Here is a 16,983-nt window from a genome sequence, read left to right on the forward strand (position 1 = left end):
ATGCCTAATCGGGAACGCCCGGCGCATCAGCGGAGACATGCTCCCCATGCACGGACGCCCCGTTAGCGCAACCCAGATAGCTTTCCAAGCGGCCTATGGCCGCGCGCAGGCGCGAAGCTGCCCGCGAGTCGGTCACCGCGATATGGACGACATTATCGCGCCCCATTGCCATAGATAGGGCGTCGCGGTCCACAGGCAAGGTGATGCCTGCCAAATCCGTGCCTTCCGCTTCCTGCCCGACGCGCAGCGCCTGGTCCAGCTTGCGGTTGCCGTCCGCCGCCGCATCGGCGGCATGGAGCAGCAATTGCACCTGCCCCTTGCGACAGGCGACGTCGATTTTTTCAGAGCCGGTCAGCAACATGGACGCCCGCGCCTCCAGCCCCAGCCGGTCGAGCAGCGTCTTGCGCAGCCCCGACTCGATCATGGCGGGCAGGTCGGCGGGAATATCCAGCGTGCCGTCCTTGAAGGAACGGGCGAGCGCGGCTTTCAGCTTGCCCTTGGCCAGCGCGACGTCGAGTTCGGCGCGCGACACGCCGATCCACGCGCCCCGCCCCGGCGCCTTGGCGCGGATGTCGGGCAGCACCTGACCCTCCGGGCCGATCGCCAGACGGATCAGCGTTTCGGGATCGGCGCGTTCGCCGTTCAATATGCATTTGCGTTCGGTCATGCGCGCCCCTCCGCCAAAACGGATGAAAGGGCAAGTCCAACGCTGTCGAGAAGCGCTATTCTCTCATCGGGGAGTGTCCGCAACATTGGCGTCCTCCCTTGTTAGAGACATAGAAACGACAGCCGTCAGCATGCCCGGCCGCTGCATGCGCGACCGGGTGCAATATGCTGACAGGATGCCGTCAAAAGTCATGGAGACTTACGCTTCCTCTTCGAACCAGTGGGCGCGCGCGGCCATGATGATCTCATTGCCCTGCTCGTCGCTCAGACCATAGGCCGCCAGGATGCCGCCCTTGTCGTCGCTGTTGCTGTCCGTCTTGCGACGGCGCTGGTCGATGCGCTTCTTCTGCACCAGCTCGTCGGTGGCGAGGTCGGCCAGATCGTCCAGCGTCTTGATGCCCGCCTTGCCCAGCGTGACCAGCATCGCTTCGGTCAGATGCGGGATGTCGGCCAGCGCGTCCTCGACGCCCAGATTGGTACGCTCTTCACGCGCAGCCTGTTCGCGACGCTCCAGCGCCTCGAGCGCACGATTCTGCAATTCGCCGGCCAGCTCCTCGTCGAACCCTTCGATCGCGGCCAGCTCGTCGATTTCGACATAGGCGACTTCTTCCAGCTCGCCAAAGCCTTCGGCGACCAGCAGCTGCGACAGCGTCTCGTCCACGTCCAGTTCGTTCTGGAACAGTTCGGAGCGGGCGACGAATTCCTTCTGGCGCTTCTCGCTGGCGTCGGCTTCGGTCATGATGTCGATCGCCTTGCCGGTCAGCTGGCTGGCGAGGCGGACATTCTGACCGCGACGACCGATGGCGAGCGACAGCTGGTCGTCGGGAACGACGACTTCGATACGCTCTTCTTCTTCATCGATGACCACGCGGGCGACCTGGGCCGGCTGCAACGCGTTGACCACGAAGGTCGCGGTATCTTCCGACCAGGGGATGATGTCGATCTTTTCGCCCTGCATTTCCTGCACGACGGCCTGTACGCGGCTGCCCTTCATGCCGACGCAGGCGCCGACCGGATCGATGCTGCCGTCACGGCTGATGACGCCGATCTTGGCGCGACTGCCCGGATCGCGGGCGGCGGCCATGATGGTGATGACGCCGTCGTAGATTTCCGGGACTTCCTGCGCGAACAGCTTCTTCATGAATTCGGGGTGCGCGCGGCTCAGGAAAATCTGCGGACCGCGATTTTCGCGGCGCACGTTCAGCACGACCGAACGAATGCGATCGCCGACGCGAACGACTTCGCGCGGGATCTGCTGATCGCGGCGGATCACGCCTTCGGCGCGGCCGAGATTGACGACGACATGGCCGAATTCGACCGACTTGACGACGCCGGTGATGATCTCACCCACGCGGTCCTTATATTCTTCATGCTGGCGCTCGCGCTCGGCGTCGCGGACCTTCTGGAAGATCACCTGCTTGGCCGACTGGGCGTCGATGCGGCCCAGGTCGATCGCGGGCAGCGGATCGACGATGAAGTCGCCGACCACGGCGTCCTTCTTCAGCTTCTGGCCCTGCTTGAGGTCCACCTGCTTGAAATAATCTTCGACGACCTCGACCACTTCGACGACGCGCCACAGGCGCAGGTCGCCGCTGTCCGGGTCCAGCTTGGCACGGATATCATTCTCGGCGCCGTAGCGGGCACGCGCCGCGCGCTGGATCGCGTCTTCCATCGCCTCGATGACGATGGCCTTGTCGATCATCTTTTCGCTGGCCACCGAATTGGCGATGGCGATCAGTTCGGCCCGATTGGCGGAAATGGCGTTGGCCATGACTTATGAACCCTTATTCTTCGGTTTCAAATTCATCCGCCCCATCGGAGGAAAGCGGCATGCTAGCAGAAATCAGCCTGTCGGTCAGCACCAGCTTGGCGTCACTGACGAGCGAAAACGGAATGACGACGTCGCCGGCCTTGGCGTCGGTGAAGAGGATATCCTCCCCCTCCACGCCATTGAGGACGCCGCGAAAACTCTTGCGACCCTCGACGATTTCGGTCGCGCTGATCTTGGCCTCATGGCTGGCCCATTCCATGAAGTCGGACAGGCGGGTCAGCGGCCGGTCGATGCCGGGCGAGCTGACTTCCAGCCGATAGGCTTCCTCGATCGGATCGACCTCATCCATCACGTCCGAAATGCGGCGCGAAATGGCAGCGCAATCTTCGATCACGAGCTGCTTGGTCTTGGGATTTTCGGCCATGATCTGGAGCGTATATTCGTCGCCCGACCCGAAAAGCTTGATGCGCACAAGGTCGAAGCCCAAAGCCTTCACCTCAGGTTCGATCAGCGCGGTCAGTTCGGCGATGTCCGCCATGCAGTCTCCGACAATAAAATATCCGTGCTTCCGCCCATGCGGCATTTGCCGCCGCGAGCAATCTGCCCGCGACCCTGACATGTTTGACGATGTAAGGAAGCAAGAGCGATATAGGCATGGTGCGGGAAATCTGCAACATTATTCGTGCCCGATCATTCTATCGGAAATTTTCACATTCCCCGTTCGCCCTGCGCTTGTCGAAGGGCCGCTCTTTCTTCCAAGAAGGACGGGGCCTCGACCAGCGCAGCCCGAATGGAGGATAATATGTCCCGCACCTTGATTTCCGCCCTGCCCCTCCTCCTGATCGCCTGCTCGGGCGAAGGCGCCAATAGCCAGACGACGACCACGGCCGACAAGCCGTTCAAGACCTCCGTCATCGCCGATTTCGATTCGCCCTGGGCGATGACCTTCCTGCCCGACGGCCGCGCGCTGGTGACGGAAAAGGCGGGCGACATGATCCTGTTCGATCCGAAGAACGGCACCAAGATCCCGGTTGCCGGCATCCCCAAGGTCGATAGCGCGGGGCAAGGCGCGCTGATGGACGTCGTCCTTTCGCCCCGCTTCGCAAAGGACAAGGCGGTCTATTTCAGTTTTTCCGAAGAACGCGATGGCCTCAAGGGCGTGGCGCTGGCCAAGGGCGCGTTCAACCAGGCGAGCGACGGCACCACGAAGCTGGACGGCGTGACCATCCTCTTCCGCGCCAGCCCCTATGTCGAGGGCGACGGCCATTATTCCGGCCGCATCGCCTTCTCGCCCGACGGCAAATATCTCTTCTTCACCAATGGCGAGCGGCAGAAGTTCGATCCGGCCCAAGATCCCAAGTCCACGCTGGGCAAGGTGCTGCGCCTCAACCTCGACGGCACGCCCGCCGCGAATAACCCGCTCAGCGCCAAGGGCTTCAACCCCGCCATCTGGTCCTATGGCCATCGCAACCTGCTAGGCATCGCCTTCGACAAGGACGGGCGCCTGTGGGAACAGGAAATGGGGCCGAAGGGCGGGGACGAGGTGAATCTCATCAAGCCCGGCCTCAATTATGGATATCCCAAAGTGTCGAACGGCAGCCATTATGACGGCCGCGACATTCCCGACCATGCGCCGGGCGACGGCTTCGAAGCGCCGAAGGTCTGGTGGAACCCGGTCATCTCGCCGGGCGGCCTGCTTTATTATTCGGGCGACCTCTTCCCGCAGTGGAAAAACTCGCTGTTCATCGGCGGCCTGTCCAGCCAGAGCCTAGTCCGCGTAAAGCTGAACGGCGAAAAGGCGGAAAAGGCCGATCAATGGGACATGGGCGCCCGCATCCGCGAAGTGGAACAGGGGCCGGACGGCGCGCTGTGGCTGCTGGAGGATGGCGGCAAATCGCAGGGCCGGATGCTCAAACTGACGCCCGCAGGCTGATCGGACGCCTTTCAGGACATGGACGGCGCCCTATATAGGGCGCTTATCGTTCCCCGGCGAAGGCCGGGGCCCAGTTCGACGCACGAAACTGGCCCCCGCTTTCGTCTCCATAAAAAGCCGGAGATATCATGAGCGGACCCAAGCTGTTCGAGCCTTTCCACGTCGGCGACCTGAGCCTCGATAATCGCATCGTCATCGCCCCCATGTGCCAATATTCGGCGGTCGATGGCGAAATGACCGACTGGCACCTCATCCATCTGGGCCAGCTTGCCCTGTCCGGCGCAGCCTTGCTGACGATCGAGGCGAGCGCCGTCCTCCCCGACGGCCGGATCAGTCATGCCGATGTCGGCCTGTGGGACGACCGGACCGAAGCCGCGATGAAGCGGGTGCTGGACGGCGTGCGCGCCCATAGCGACATGCCCATCGCGATCCAGCTCGGCCATGCCGGGCGCAAGGCATCGACCCATGTTCCATGGGAAGGCGGGGCGCAGATCGCCCCCGATTCGCCCAATGGCTGGCAGACGGTCGCCCCATCCGCCCTGCCCTTCACGCCGGGCACTCATGCGCCGACGGCGCTGGACAAGGCCGGTATCGACCGGCTGCGCGATGCCTGCGTCGCGGCGGCCAAGCGCGCCGATAATCTGGGCATCGACGCGGTCCAGCTCCATGGCGCGCATGGCTATCTGCTGCACCAGTTCCTCTCCCCCCTCTCCAACCGGCGCGACGATGATTATGGCGGCAGCCTGGAAAAGCGGATGCGCCTGCCGCTGGAGATTTTCGACGCGGTGCGGGCGGCCTTCCCCGCGGACAAGCCGGTGACGATGCGCGTATCGGGCACCGACTGGGTCGACGGCGGCTGGGATATCGACCAGACGATCGCCTTCGCTCAGGCACTGGAGGCGCGCGGTTGCAGCGCCATCCATGTGTCGAGCGGTGGCCTCGACCCGCGGCAGGACATCCCCGTCGGCCCCAGCTATCAGGTGCCACTGGCCCGCGCGGTGAAGCAGGCGGTATCGATCCCGGTGATCGCCGTCGGCCTCATCACCGACTATGAACAGGCCGAAGCCATCGTGGGCACGGGCGACGCGGACCTGATCGCGATCGCGCGCACCATCCTCTACGATCCGCGCTGGCCCTGGCACGCAGCCGCCCATCTGGGCGCATCGGTAAAGGCCGCGCCGCAATATCTGCGCTGTCAGCCACGCCAATATCGGCATCTGTTCGATCAAACCGGCAAGTAAATCGCCGTGTCGTTCCGTCTCAGAGAATGGGACGGAACGATACAACAGCATTTCAAGAACTGTTAACGCCTGTCTTCTACATCTCCCGGCAGTAAAATCTGGGGGAAATCATCGATGTGGAAACTGTTGGTGCCAGTCGGCCTGATCGCGGCCGCCGTAATATATTTCAGTGGCGCATTTAATTCAGGCTATTCGCGCGACGTCGAGCGTCCGGTCGCTGACGTCATGGCGACACTCGAAGGACTGGACGTGCGCAACGAGCCGGGATCGCCGGGCACCGATCCGTCGCGGTCGGGCGGCGTGCTGCCGGACTTCAAGCTGGAACGGGAGCCGGGCAAGATGACATGGCTGGTCATGGCGGGTGACAAGGTCGCGACCCGCATGATCGCCACGCTGGAGCCGATCAAGGATGGCGCGGCGACCCGGATCAAGGCGTCGGTCGAGCGGGGCGACGCACCCGACGATATCACCTCGCCCGCCTTCCGATCGGAAAAGATCACGCTCGGGCTGTTCGCCGCCGCGCTGGAAACGCAGGTCAACAAGCTGACGATGGCCTGGGGGCCGCATTGCGACGAACTGGCGGAGCAGTTGTTGAGCGGAGGCCCTGCCCCCGGATCGGACGACCGCAGTTCGCTGGGCGCCGCCATCGGATCGACCTCACGCGATATCATGCGTCTGGGCGCGATGGATACGAAGATGCGCGCAGCGGGCTGCGACCCGTCGCAACGCCCTGCCGGCTCTGCCCCGCTCCAGGTCATGCCTTCGCTGCCGGAACCCACCATGCAGGACGGACCGCCCGCGCCGGACGCGCCGCGCTTCGAACCGGGCAAGCCGATGCTCGATCCCACCGTGCGCTGAAACGAAAAACGGGGCCATCTGGCCCCGTTTTCTTTTATACCAACCGGCTCTGCTTCACCGCCGCCGCGATGAAGCTGGCGAAGAGCGGATGCGGATCGAAGGGCTTGGACTTCAATTCCGGGTGGAACTGCACGCCCACGAACCAGGGATGGTCGGGCCGCTCGACGATTTCGGGCAGCGTGCCGTCCGGCGACATGCCCGAGAAGATCAGGCCGCCCTTTTCCAGCGGTTCGCGATAACCGGCATTGACCTCATAGCGATGGCGGTGCCGCTCGCTGATGTCGTTGCTGCCGTAAATGCCCGCGACCACGCTGTTGCCGTCCAGCTTCGCCGGATAGGCGCCGAGACGCATCGTGCCGCCCAGATCGGTGTCGGCCGTGCGCTTCTGCAGGCCTTCCTTGCCCATCCATTCGGTGATGAGGCCGACGACCGGCTCGGACGTCTCCCCAAATTCCGTGGTGGAGGCTTCGGCGATGCCCGCCGTATTCCGCGCGCCTTCGATGCAGGCCATCTGCATGCCAAGGCAGATGCCGAAGAAGGGCACATTGCGTTCGCGCGCGAACTTGACCGATTCGATCTTGCCTTCCGACCCGCGTACGCCAAAGCCGCCGGGGACCAAGATGCCGTGCATCGGTTCCAGACTGGCGACGATATCGTCCCCCTTCTCGAACAGCTCCGCGTCGATCCACTTGACGTTGACCTTCACCCGGTTCGCCAGGCCACCATGGCTGAGCGCTTCGAAGAGCGACTTGTAGGCGTCGAGCAAGCCGACATATTTGCCGACCACGCCGATCGTCACTTCGCCTTCCGGGTTCTGGCGACGATCCATGATGTCGTCCCAGCGATCCATCTGGGGCGCGGGCGCATCGCTGATGCCGAATGCGCGCAGCACTTCCTTGTCCAGCCCTTCGGCATGGTACTGATGCGGCACGGCATAGATGCTGCTGGCGTCGAGCGCGGGGATGACCGCTTCGGGGCGCACGTTGCAGAACAGGGCTATCTTCTTGCGCTCGCTGTCGGGCAATGGATGCTCGCAGCGGCACAGAAGAATGTCGGGCTGGATGCCGAGCGAGGTCAGGTCGCGCACGCTGCGCTGGGTCGGCTTGGTCTTCAGCTCGCCGGCCGCCGCGATGTACGGCACCAGCGTCACATGGACGAAGATCGACTGGCCGCGATCCAGATCATTATGCAGCTGGCGAATCGCTTCCATGAAGGGCAGCGATTCGATGTCGCCCACCGTGCCGCCGATTTCGCACAGCACGAAGTCCAGGTCTTCGGTATCGGCGGTGGCGAACGCCTTGATCTCGTCGGTGACGTGCGGAATGACCTGCACCGTCGCGCCCAGATAATCGCCGCGCCGTTCGCGCTGGATGATCGTCTGGTAGACGCGGCCCTGCGTCACATTGTCCGACTGGCGCGCAGAAACGCCGGTAAACCGCTCATAATGGCCAAGGTCGAGGTCGGTTTCCGCCCCGTCGTCCGTCACATAGACTTCGCCATGCTGATAGGGCGACATCGTGCCCGGATCGACGTTGAGATAGGGGTCGAATTTCCGGATTCGCACACGGAAACCTCGCGCTTGCAGCAGCGCTGCGAGCGAAGCGGCCATAAGGCCCTTGCCAAGCGAGGAGACCACGCCGCCGGTGATGAAAATATACCGCGTCATGGGAAGAGAGGCTTAGCCTTTCGGAACAACAAAGGGCAAGCGCGCGAATCCACGCGCGCTTGAAAAAAGATCGAAAGATCGACGGAAAGTTTAGTTGGCGAGCGGAACCGCGCCATTGGCGGCCGCAGCCGGCGGCGTTGCGGACGCCGCATTGCTCGCCGCACCGGCCAGCGGATCGGCATTGGGGGCCGCCGGGGCGCCCTGCGTGGCCGGGGCCTGCTTCACCAGAGAGGTGTCGATGTCGCTCGGCGCATGACGCACGGCGGCGATCACTGCCATCACGACCGACAGCAGCACGAAGATGCTGGCCAGTACCGTGGTCGAACGGGTCAGGAAATCCGCCGCGCCGCGCGCCGACATCAGGCCCGCCGGGCTGCCGCCCACGCCCAGACCGCCGCCTTCCGACTTCTGCATCAGGATGACGGTAACCAGCAGGGCGGCGACGATCGCCTGAACGACGAGGAGGAAGGTGAACATGGCGACGATGGTCCGGTACAATAGGGTGCGTTGGCGCGCACATAGCGACGATGGCGCGCGGGGGCAACCGCGCCTTTGCTCCCCTCCCTCCCAGGGAGGGGTCGGGGGTGGGTCGCGAGCGCAGCGAGCGCTGAAACGGAGACAGGCTTGTAAGCGATTGCTTTCGCAATCGCACCCACCCCCCCCTGGGAGGGACGGGCTTTTCTATATCAAGCCGCAGCCGCCAGCTTGCTGTCGGCCGCCTCGATGATCGGCGCGAATTTCGCGGCGGTCAGGCTTGCGCCGCCCACCAGCCCGCCGTCGACGTCCGCGATCCCCATCAGGTCGGCCGCATTGTCGCCATTCATCGACCCGCCATAGAGCATGCGCACCTTGTCCGCTTCCGCGCCGATCCGGCTGGCCAGCGCCGCGCGCAGGGCCGCGTGCATGGTGGCCACCGCCTCGATCGTCGGGATGCGGCCGGTGCCGATCGCCCAGATGGGTTCGTAGGCGACCGCCAGCCAATCGGCCGCAGCCCCTTCGGGCAGGGATGCGAGCAACTGGTCGGCCACCACCTGTTCCGCCCGCCCGGCATCGCGCACGGCCAGCGTTTCGCCCACGCACAGGATCACATTGATGCCCGCATTATGCGCGGCGACCGATTTGGCGGCGATGTCGGCATTGGTTTCGCCCCGCGCCTCGCGCCGTTCGCTATGGCCGGTGATGACCCAGCTGGCGCCGGCTTCGGCCAGCATCTCGGCCGACAGCGATCCGGTATAGGCACCGCTGAAATCCATGTGGCAATTTTGCGCGCCGATGAAGGCGGCGCCCCGCCGTTCGAACCCTGCCATGATGAGCGTCGCGGGCAGGCACAGACCCACCTCCACGTCCGGATGCGCCGCCGCGACCGCGCCGATCGCCTCGACCTCGTCCAGATGCGCGCGCATCCCGTTCATCTTCCAATTGCCGACAACCAGCTTGCGCCTGCCCATCAAAGCGTTCCTTGTGATTATTGCTGCACGTCGCCCCCTGCCCCTTCGCCGCCGGGTCTTTACCCGCACGTCTCCTCGAAGAAAGCCGGATGCTGCCACAGCCGATGAACGGCGCTCACGCATTTGTCCAGTCCAAGCCTTGCCGCCGCGCGCATCCGCCCTTAAAGCGGGCCGCCACACAGCCGCAGTTCCGGAACCCCCATGCTTTCTGTCTTTCGCAGCTTCATCCGCTCCAAGTTCGGCGCGCTCTTCGCCATCCTCTTCCTGGGGGTGATCGCCGCAGCCTTCATCATGGGGGACATTTCGAGCGGCAAGTTCGGCGGTTCCATCGGTGGCGGCGGGACCGCGGCCAAGGCGGGCGGCTATAAATTGTCCGAATCCGAATTGCAGGATCGCGTCCAGCGCGTGTTCGAAAATGCGCGCCGGTCCAATCCGGGCCTCCAGATCGGCGACTTCTTCGCGCAGGGCGGCGGCAAGCAGGTCTATGACCAGTTGGTAGCCTCGCTGACGCTGCGCGCCTTTGCCGACGATCAGGGCGTGCATATCTCCAAGCGGCTGGTCGATGCGCAGATCGCGCAGATCCCCGCCTTCCAGGATGCGGCCGGCAATTTCAGCAACGACAGTTTCCGCGCCCTGCTGGCCCGCGAACGGCTGACCGAACAGGCGCTACGCGACGATATCAGCCGCGAAATCCTCCAGCGTCAGCTGCTCGCGCCCGTGGGCCTTGGCGTCAAGCTGACCGACAGCCTGGTCCTGCCCTATGCCTCGCTGCTGCTGGAAGCGCGCCAAGGCACGGTCGCAGCCATCCCGGCCTTCGCTTTCCTCGAAGAAAAGAACCCGACCGACGCGCAGCTGGCCGATTTCTACAAGAAGAACGCCAGCCGCTACACCATCCCCGAACAGCGTCGCATCCGCTATGCCGTGATCGACGCCGAACGCTTCGCCCAGGCCGCGCAGCCGACCGATGCGGAGATCGGCACTTATTATAACCAGAACAAGGCCGCCTACGCCGCCAAGCAGACGCGCAGCATCGAACAGCTGGTGCTGCCCACGCAGGCAGGCGCCAAGGCGATCGACGATCAGGTAAAGGCCGGCAAGAGCCTCGCCGACGCCGCCAAGAGCGCCGGCCTCGCCGTATCGACCGCCAACGACCAGAGCCGCGAAGCGCTGACTGGTTCGGCCGGCAAGACCGTCGCCGACGCCGTTTTCGCAGCCAAGCAGGGCGACCTGATCGGCCCGGTGCGCGGATCGCTCGGCTGGTTGCTGGTGCGCGTCACCGCTGCCAAGGAAACCCCGGCCCGTCCGATCGCCGCCGTGCGTGAAGAGATCGTCGCCGCCTTGCGCGTGCAGAAGGAAAAGCAGCTGCTGACCGACTTCACCGGCAAGATCGAGGATGCGATCGGCGACGGCGGCACCTTCGACGAAGTGGTGAAGGATAACGGCCTGAAGCTGGAAACCAGCCCGCTGGTGCTGGCCACCGGCAAGCAGGTGAAGGATTCCGCCTTCACCGCCGGTCCGGACCTGCAACCGCTGCTCGCCCCGGTCTTCTCGATGAGCGCGGACGACGATGCGCAGCTGATCCCGATCACCGCCGACAAGCGCTATGCGCTGGCCGCACCGGGCGAGATCGTCGCCGCCGCCCCGCCGCCACTGGCAGAGGTCAAGCAGCTGGTGCTGGCGCAATATAAGCTGAACGCGGGCAACCAGAAGGCCAAGGCCCTGGCCGAGCAGATCCAGGCGAAGGTCGCCAAGGGCGCGAAGCTGGCCGACGCCATCGCGCAGGCCGGCGTCAAGCTGCCCGCGCCGCAGACGCTGGGCGGCCGCCGCGCCGACATCATGCGCGGCGAACAGCGCCCGCCGGCCGAAGTCGCCATTCTCTTCTCGATGGCGGCCAATACGGTCAAGACCCTGCCGATCGGCCAGGATCGCGGTTACTTCGTCGTGCAGCTCAACAAGATCGAGCGCGGCGATGCCAAGGGCCAGCCGGAATTGCTCAATCAGGTCCGCACCCAGCTGTCCGAAGTGGTCGGCCAGGAATATGGCCAGCAGTTCGAACGCGCGATCGAAAAGGATCTGGGCGTGACCCGCAATGCCAAGGCGGTTGATCAGGTCCGCAACGCGCTGGCCGCCACCAACAGCGGCGAACAGTAAGATGGTCGCGATGGGTGGGATGACGGACGGCATCGAGACCGCGCGCGCCGCGCTGGCTCGGGGCGAATCCGCGCTGGTGTGGAAACGGCAGATTGCGGACACCGACACGCCCATCTCCGCCGCGCTCAAATTGTTCGAGCCGGACCGGGGCGACTATCTGCTGGAATCGGTAGAGGGCGGCGCCGTGCGCGGCCGCCACAGCCTGATCGGCCTCGCCCCCGACCTCGTCTTCCGCGCCGATGGCCAGACTGCGGAAATCAACCGCCACTGGGCCACCGACCGCTACGCCTTCGTGGCGCAAGACAAGGGCGCGCTCGACGCGCTGCGCGATCTGGTCGCCGAATGCCGCGCCCCTATGGACCCGGCCCTACCTGCCGCGCTCGCCTGCCTCGTTGGCTATTTCGGCTATGAAACGGTCGGGCTGGTGGAAAAACTGCCCCGCCCGGCCGCCAACGATATCGGCGTGCCCGACATGCTGTTCGTTCGCCCGACCGTGATCCTGGTCTTCGATCGGCTGGCCGACGCCCTCTATCTGGTCGCGCCGGTGTGGAAGGGCAGCTTCATCGACGCGGACAAGGCGATCGACGCCGCGCTGGAACGGATCGACGCCACCGCCGCCCGCCTCGCCGCGCCCCTGCCCGCCGTTCCCGCGCCCGCCGACATTGCGGACGTGGATGTCACCCCGGTGCTGAAACCGGGCCGCTATGCGCAGATGGTGGAAAAGGCGAAGGACTATATCGTCGCCGGCGACATCTTTCAGGTCGTCCTGGCGCAACGCTTCACCAGCCCCTTCACTTTGCCGCCCATCGCCCTCTATCGCGCGCTGCGGCGGATCAATCCCTCGCCCTTCCTCTATTATCTCGACCTGCCCGGCTTCGCGCTGATCGGTTCGTCGCCGGAAATTCTCGTGCGCGCCCGCAATGGCGAAGTCACGATCCGACCGATCGCCGGCACCCGCCCGCGCGGCAAGAACGCCGTCGAGGATGCCGCCAATCGCGAAAGCCTGCTCTCCGATCCCAAGGAACGGGCCGAACATCTGATGCTGCTGGATCTGGGCCGCAACGATGTCGGCCGGGTCGCGTCCGCCGGATCGGTGACCGTGACGGAAAGCTATACCGTCGAATTTTACAGCCATGTCATGCACATCGTGTCGAACGTCGTCGGCCGCCTGAGCGATGACAAGGATGCGATCGACGCCCTGTTCGCAGGCTTCCCGGCCGGCACCGTGTCGGGCGCGCCCAAGGTCCGCGCCTGCGAGATCATCGCCGAGCTGGAACCCGAAACGCGCGGCGCCTATGCTGGCGGGGTCGGCTATTTCGGGCCGGACGGCAATATGGACAGTTGCATCGTCCTGCGCACCGCCGTGCTGAAGGATGGCGTCATGCACGTTCAGGCCGGCGCCGGCATCGTCGCCGATTCGACCGCCGAATATGAACAGCGCGAATGCGAGGCGAAGAGCGGCGCCCTGCTGGCGGCGGCGCGCGAAGCGGTAAGTCTAGCACGGGAAAGCAGCTTCGGGCAGTAACTGCCATTGATTAACCCCTCCCTTTCAAGGGAGGGGAGCCATCTATGTCACCGACACGCCCGTCCCCCCATCGCGCCGCGCTCCGCCTGATCCAGATGGAAATGGTCGCGATGCGCGGCGTTATAATCGGGCGACAGAACGGTCGAAAACAGCCCGCACGCCCCATCCCGCACCGCGCGCAGGAAGTCCGCGTCCTTGCCCGTCCCCTTCCAATCCTTCAGCACGCTCACCTGCCGCCCGTCCTTCAACACGAAGGCCGCGACGTCGATCGCATCGGCCGTCGCATGTTCGCTGAAATCGCCCTGACCGCGCCCATATATGCGCCGACAGCTATAGCTGCCGAAATGGCGGATCGACCGAACGGGCTGGCCATAGACGCGCTCCGCCGCCGGCTGCACCATCTGCCATTCCCATAGCTTCAACGCCGCGATTACCGGGCAGGACGGCGCCACCGCTGCCGGCACCAGCCCGATCGCACCCGCCTCCGCCCGCAGCCGCACCGCATCGGCATAGCGGCACTGGTCCGCCCCGCCCGCTTTCATCGCGACATAATCCACCCCCGCCCGGTCGAGCAGCGCCCGGCACCCGGCTGCATCGCCGGTCAACGCCGCCAGCTTGCGCCCGGTAAACAGGCCGACCGGCTGATCCAGATCCAATGGCGTCCAGGGCATATCCTGCGGCCGCTGCCGCATCGCGCCATAGGCCAGCAGGGCAAGACAAGCGAAGGCGGCGAGCCAGAGCAGGCGGCGCAGGGTCAGATGCAATCGTCGCACATGCTATACACGCCGAACGCGGGTCATCGGTTCCGTTACGACCGGATAACCCAGATGATCGGGGATGCACAAATGCACCTCCCCGTCCCGCTCCTCCTGCCACGGCCGTATCTTCTCGACCGGATAAGCGCCCGCATCCGCAATCAGCGCCGCATAGCCATCATGCAGCGCCAGCCGCTCCAGATTGCGCCGCGTCGGAAACACCAGTTGCGCCTCTCCTGCCGCAGCCTTGGCCAGCGTGTCGGCCGCGCTGCTCCAGAACAGCCGCACATTCTCGGTCGTATCGACGCTCGCCACCTGCCCCTCGGGCGCGCGGGCGATATAGAAGCGCGTATCGAACACCCGCCGCGCCTGCTCGAACCGTGCGGGGTGCCATCGCGCAAAGGGCGTCAGTGCCTCCAGCGCCACCCCCAGCGCCAGCTGCTCCAGCATCTCGCCCAGCGTGCGCCCGTCATGCAACCCATCGCGCAGCCGCAGCACCGACGCCGCATCCACCGCGCCCGTCAGGCCGATCCCCAGCCCCGCTTCCTCGATCGTCTCGCGAATGGCGGCGATCCGCCCCGCCGCCTCGTCCGGCTCCAGCCCATGGTCGATCCGCGCGGCCAAATCATGATCCGCCTCGTCCACCGCGCCGCCGGGAAAGACCAGCGCGCCGGCAGCAAAGGCCATGCTCGACGCGCGCTCCACCATCAGCAGTTCGGGCGGCCCGTCATGCCGGTCGCGCACGATAACGACCGTGGCGGCGGGCCGGCCCTTATCCTCGGCCGCGTCATTCTCATCTGTCATGGAAACCGCTCTACGCGCATCCGGCGCTGGCGGTAAAGTCCTTCGGATCAACCCCGTGAAAGGGGTTGGTGGAGCCTAGCGGGATCGAACCGCTGACCTCGTCATTGCGAACGACGCGCTCTCCCAGCTGAGCTAAGGCCCCCGAAGGTGCGCTGGCTATAGGATAGCGTTTTGGCCCTTGCAACAGCATTTTGCGCAAAAAGCAGGGCACGCGACTGATCTGGATCAAGCCGCAGAAAAAGCGACTATTTCCGACGCGACAGGACGCCCGATGGGCAGGACATTACCCCTGCGTAACGCCCGGAACGATGCCACCGCCCACTCATTGAACCCTTCGTGGACGCCGCACTGGCGTCATCCATAGAAGGAGAAGGACGATGGGTTACCAAGGCGGACGCCGCTATGGTGGCGAAGACCGATATTCCGGCAATCTGGACCGTAGCGGCGATCGCTATCGCGGTCAGCGTGACTATGGCCGCAGCGATCAAGGCTATCGTTATGGCACGCGCGGCCAGTTTGGCGGCCCCGACTATCGCCGCCCCCCCAGCGACTATGATTATGACGATCGCGGCTTTTTCGACCGCGCCGGCGACGAGATCCGCAGCTGGTTCGGCGATGAAGAAGCCGAACGCCGCCGGGAATATGACGAATATTATAACCGCCCTTATGGCGACCCGCGCGACCAGTCGAGCCGCCTGGGCTATGCCAGCGCCGCGCGCAGCGAATATCTGCCCAATCGCGGTTTCACCCCTTATACGGGCGAACGCAGCGGCTATGCCAGCGAGGATCACCGCGTCCGCGCCTTTGGTCCCCAAGAGGATTATGGCGCCCATCACGACAGCAATTATCACAGCTGGCGCCAGCAGCGGATCGAGGAACTCGACCGCGACTATGCGGAATATCAGCGCGACAATCGCGACCGCTTCAACAGCGAATTCGGCACATGGCGCAGCCGGCGCGGCGAACAGCGCCAGGCGATCACCCAGGTGCGCGAACATCATGAAGTGGTCGGCAGCGACGGCGAGCATGTCGGCACCGTCGACAAGCTGCGCGGCGACCGCATCATCCTGACCAAGAGCGACAGCGATGCCGGCGGCGTCCACCATTCCATCCCGTCGAGCTGGATCAAGTCCGTCGACGCGACCAAGGTGACGCTGGAAAAGACCGCAGAACAGGCGCAGGACGCCTGGCGCACCGAACGCGAACAGAACGCCCTGTTCGGCGACCGTGACCGCGACCAGAACAGCTGGAACGGCGAAGGCACCGCCGGCAGCAGTAGCAGCAGCTACAGCAGCACGCGCTATCGCTGATCTGCATTTCTAGGAATAAGAAGGCCCGGCGCATCGACGCCGGGCCTTTTTGCATGCCCGCTTGCGCAACCGCCATCTGCAATGCCAAAGCATCGCACCCTCCCCGCGCGAGCCTGGTGCCATGCCGACCATCATTCTGCTGATCATATCCAACATCTTCATGACCATCGCCTGGTACTGGCATCTGAAAGGCGGAATGGACAAACCGATCCTGCTGGTCATCCTGATCAGCTGGGGCATCGCCCTGTTCGAATATTGCTTGGCCGTCCCCGCCAACCGCATCGGCTTTGCCAGCGGCTGGAGCGCGGGCCAGCTCAAGGTCGCACAGGAAGCGATCGCGCTCATCATCTTCGGCGGGTTCATGGTGACGGTGCTAGGCGAACCGCTCCACTGGCGCCACCTCGCCGCCTTCGCCTGCATCATGGGCGCGGTCGGCTTCCTGTTCGTGGGGAAGGCGTGAAAGTCAGGACACCGGGCGCAATGCCTCGGGCACCTCGTCGCCGCTTGGCCCATGGCAGGCGAAGCGCGGGCTGGCGCTATAAGTGCTGAACTGCTCCAGCGGCAACGCGGTGCCGCAAAAGGCGCATTCGGCGACCATCCGCCCGACGATCCAGTGCTGGCGCGTGCAGGACGGACAATGATTGGCCGTGTCGGCATGATAAAGCGGGCTGAAGCCGGTCGTGAAGGGCGGCTGCGCCGTGCGGGAAGCGGTCTGCATGGGCCTTGTCCTCATATTGCTCCTGAAAACAACGCATGAGATTCAAAAGGTTTCACTCGCGAACCGAATGACCGCCGCATGCCAGCCGGCGGAACTTTCGCCGCCACGAAACGCTCCCCTCCCGCAACAGCGGAGAT

16 protein-coding genes and 1 tRNA gene are annotated in these 16,983 nt (G+C 64.7%); 7 read left to right on the forward strand and 10 right to left on the reverse strand.

Annotated elements, in window-relative coordinates; all coding sequences use genetic code 11:
• Positions 1-4 precede the first annotated feature (4 nt).
• From F4U94_RS16255 to rimP, 3 genes are all read right to left on the reverse strand, one after another.
• Positions 5-667 carry a DUF448 domain-containing protein gene (locus tag F4U94_RS16255; RefSeq protein ID WP_120250487.1) on the reverse strand — a complete coding sequence of 221 codons (663 nt, stop codon included), beginning with the start codon at positions 665-667 and terminating at the stop codon, positions 5-7.
• 198 nt (positions 668-865) lie between these two features.
• The gene (gene nusA, locus F4U94_RS16260; RefSeq protein WP_120250488.1) at positions 866-2,437 is read right to left on the reverse strand and encodes a transcription termination factor NusA; all 1,572 of its coding nucleotides are present in this window, start codon (positions 2,435-2,437) and stop codon (positions 866-868) included.
• A 13-nt stretch (positions 2,438-2,450) separates the two neighbouring features.
• A complete protein-coding gene (gene rimP, locus F4U94_RS16265; RefSeq protein WP_120250489.1) occupies positions 2,451-2,975 on the reverse strand; it encodes a ribosome maturation protein RimP in 525 nt (174 codons plus the stop codon).
• A gap of 264 nt (positions 2,976-3,239) precedes the next feature.
• Between rimP and F4U94_RS16270 the strand changes: the two genes are divergently transcribed.
• From F4U94_RS16270 to F4U94_RS16280, 3 genes are all read left to right on the forward strand, one after another.
• Positions 3,240-4,370: a PQQ-dependent sugar dehydrogenase gene (locus tag F4U94_RS16270; RefSeq protein ID WP_120252105.1), complete on the forward strand. Its 1,131-nt coding sequence runs from the start codon at positions 3,240-3,242 to the stop codon at positions 4,368-4,370.
• A 128-nt stretch (positions 4,371-4,498) separates the two neighbouring features.
• The gene (locus F4U94_RS16275) at positions 4,499-5,611 is read left to right on the forward strand and encodes an NADH:flavin oxidoreductase/NADH oxidase (protein ID WP_120250490.1); all 1,113 of its coding nucleotides are present in this window, start codon (positions 4,499-4,501) and stop codon (positions 5,609-5,611) included.
• A 114-nt stretch (positions 5,612-5,725) separates the two neighbouring features.
• Positions 5,726-6,469 (forward strand): hypothetical protein, encoded by a 744-nt coding sequence (locus F4U94_RS16280; protein ID WP_120250491.1) that lies wholly within the window; start codon positions 5,726-5,728, stop codon positions 6,467-6,469.
• 34 nt (positions 6,470-6,503) lie between these two features.
• On the opposite strand, the gene pyrG is transcribed toward F4U94_RS16280, so the two are convergent.
• The 3 genes from pyrG to tpiA form a co-directional block, all read right to left on the reverse strand.
• Positions 6,504-8,135, reverse strand: a complete 1,632-nt coding sequence (gene pyrG / locus F4U94_RS16285) for a CTP synthase (protein ID WP_120250492.1) — start codon at positions 8,133-8,135, stop codon at positions 6,504-6,506.
• Positions 8,136-8,225: 90 nt separating this feature from the next.
• Positions 8,226-8,612 carry a preprotein translocase subunit SecG gene (secG, locus tag F4U94_RS16290; RefSeq protein WP_120252106.1) on the reverse strand — a complete coding sequence of 129 codons (387 nt, stop codon included), beginning with the start codon at positions 8,610-8,612 and terminating at the stop codon, positions 8,226-8,228.
• Positions 8,613-8,821: 209 nt separating this feature from the next.
• Positions 8,822-9,583 carry a triose-phosphate isomerase gene (gene tpiA, locus F4U94_RS16295; protein WP_120250493.1) on the reverse strand — a complete coding sequence of 254 codons (762 nt, stop codon included), beginning with the start codon at positions 9,581-9,583 and terminating at the stop codon, positions 8,822-8,824.
• A gap of 201 nt (positions 9,584-9,784) precedes the next feature.
• On the opposite strand from tpiA, the gene F4U94_RS16300 reads away from it, so the two are divergent.
• Together F4U94_RS16300 and trpE are read left to right on the forward strand one after the other, a co-directional pair.
• Complete coding sequence (locus F4U94_RS16300) at positions 9,785-11,734, forward strand: SurA N-terminal domain-containing protein (RefSeq protein ID WP_120250494.1); 1,950 nt, start codon at positions 9,785-9,787, stop codon at positions 11,732-11,734.
• A 1-nt stretch (position 11,735) separates the two neighbouring features.
• Positions 11,736-13,259: an anthranilate synthase component I gene (gene trpE / locus F4U94_RS16305; RefSeq protein ID WP_120250495.1), complete on the forward strand. Its 1,524-nt coding sequence runs from the start codon at positions 11,736-11,738 to the stop codon at positions 13,257-13,259.
• A gap of 47 nt (positions 13,260-13,306) precedes the next feature.
• Here the strand turns inward: trpE and F4U94_RS16310 are convergent, their stop codons facing one another.
• The 3 genes from F4U94_RS16310 to F4U94_RS16320 all read right to left on the reverse strand — a co-directional run bounded on the left by F4U94_RS16310 (position 13,307) and on the right by F4U94_RS16320 (position 14,960).
• Entirely contained in the window at positions 13,307-14,032 is a 726-nt protein-coding gene (locus F4U94_RS16310) for an extensin-like domain-containing protein (protein ID WP_120250496.1), read from the reverse strand.
• A 3-nt stretch (positions 14,033-14,035) separates the two neighbouring features.
• Positions 14,036-14,818 carry an NUDIX hydrolase gene (locus tag F4U94_RS16315; RefSeq protein ID WP_120250497.1) on the reverse strand — a complete coding sequence of 261 codons (783 nt, stop codon included), beginning with the start codon at positions 14,816-14,818 and terminating at the stop codon, positions 14,036-14,038.
• A gap of 66 nt (positions 14,819-14,884) precedes the next feature.
• A tRNA-Ala gene (locus tag F4U94_RS16320) sits at positions 14,885-14,960 on the reverse strand.
• A gap of 235 nt (positions 14,961-15,195) precedes the next feature.
• Here F4U94_RS16320 and F4U94_RS16325 point away from each other — a divergent pair.
• Both F4U94_RS16325 and F4U94_RS16330 read left to right on the forward strand, forming a co-directional pair.
• Positions 15,196-16,128 (forward strand): DUF2171 domain-containing protein, encoded by a 933-nt coding sequence (locus F4U94_RS16325; RefSeq protein ID WP_120250498.1) that lies wholly within the window; start codon positions 15,196-15,198, stop codon positions 16,126-16,128.
• A gap of 121 nt (positions 16,129-16,249) precedes the next feature.
• Positions 16,250-16,588 (forward strand): DMT family protein, encoded by a 339-nt coding sequence (locus F4U94_RS16330; RefSeq protein ID WP_120250499.1) that lies wholly within the window; start codon positions 16,250-16,252, stop codon positions 16,586-16,588.
• A gap of 3 nt (positions 16,589-16,591) precedes the next feature.
• On the opposite strand, the gene F4U94_RS16335 is transcribed toward F4U94_RS16330, so the two are convergent.
• Positions 16,592-16,846 carry a hypothetical protein gene (locus tag F4U94_RS16335; protein WP_120250500.1) on the reverse strand — a complete coding sequence of 85 codons (255 nt, stop codon included), beginning with the start codon at positions 16,844-16,846 and terminating at the stop codon, positions 16,592-16,594.
• Between the last annotated feature and the right edge of the window lie 137 nt (positions 16,847-16,983).

The sequence above is a fragment of the Sphingobium limneticum genome (assembly GCF_008710155.1).
In the GTDB taxonomy this organism is placed as follows: Bacteria; Pseudomonadota; Alphaproteobacteria; order Sphingomonadales; family Sphingomonadaceae; genus Sphingobium; species Sphingobium limneticum.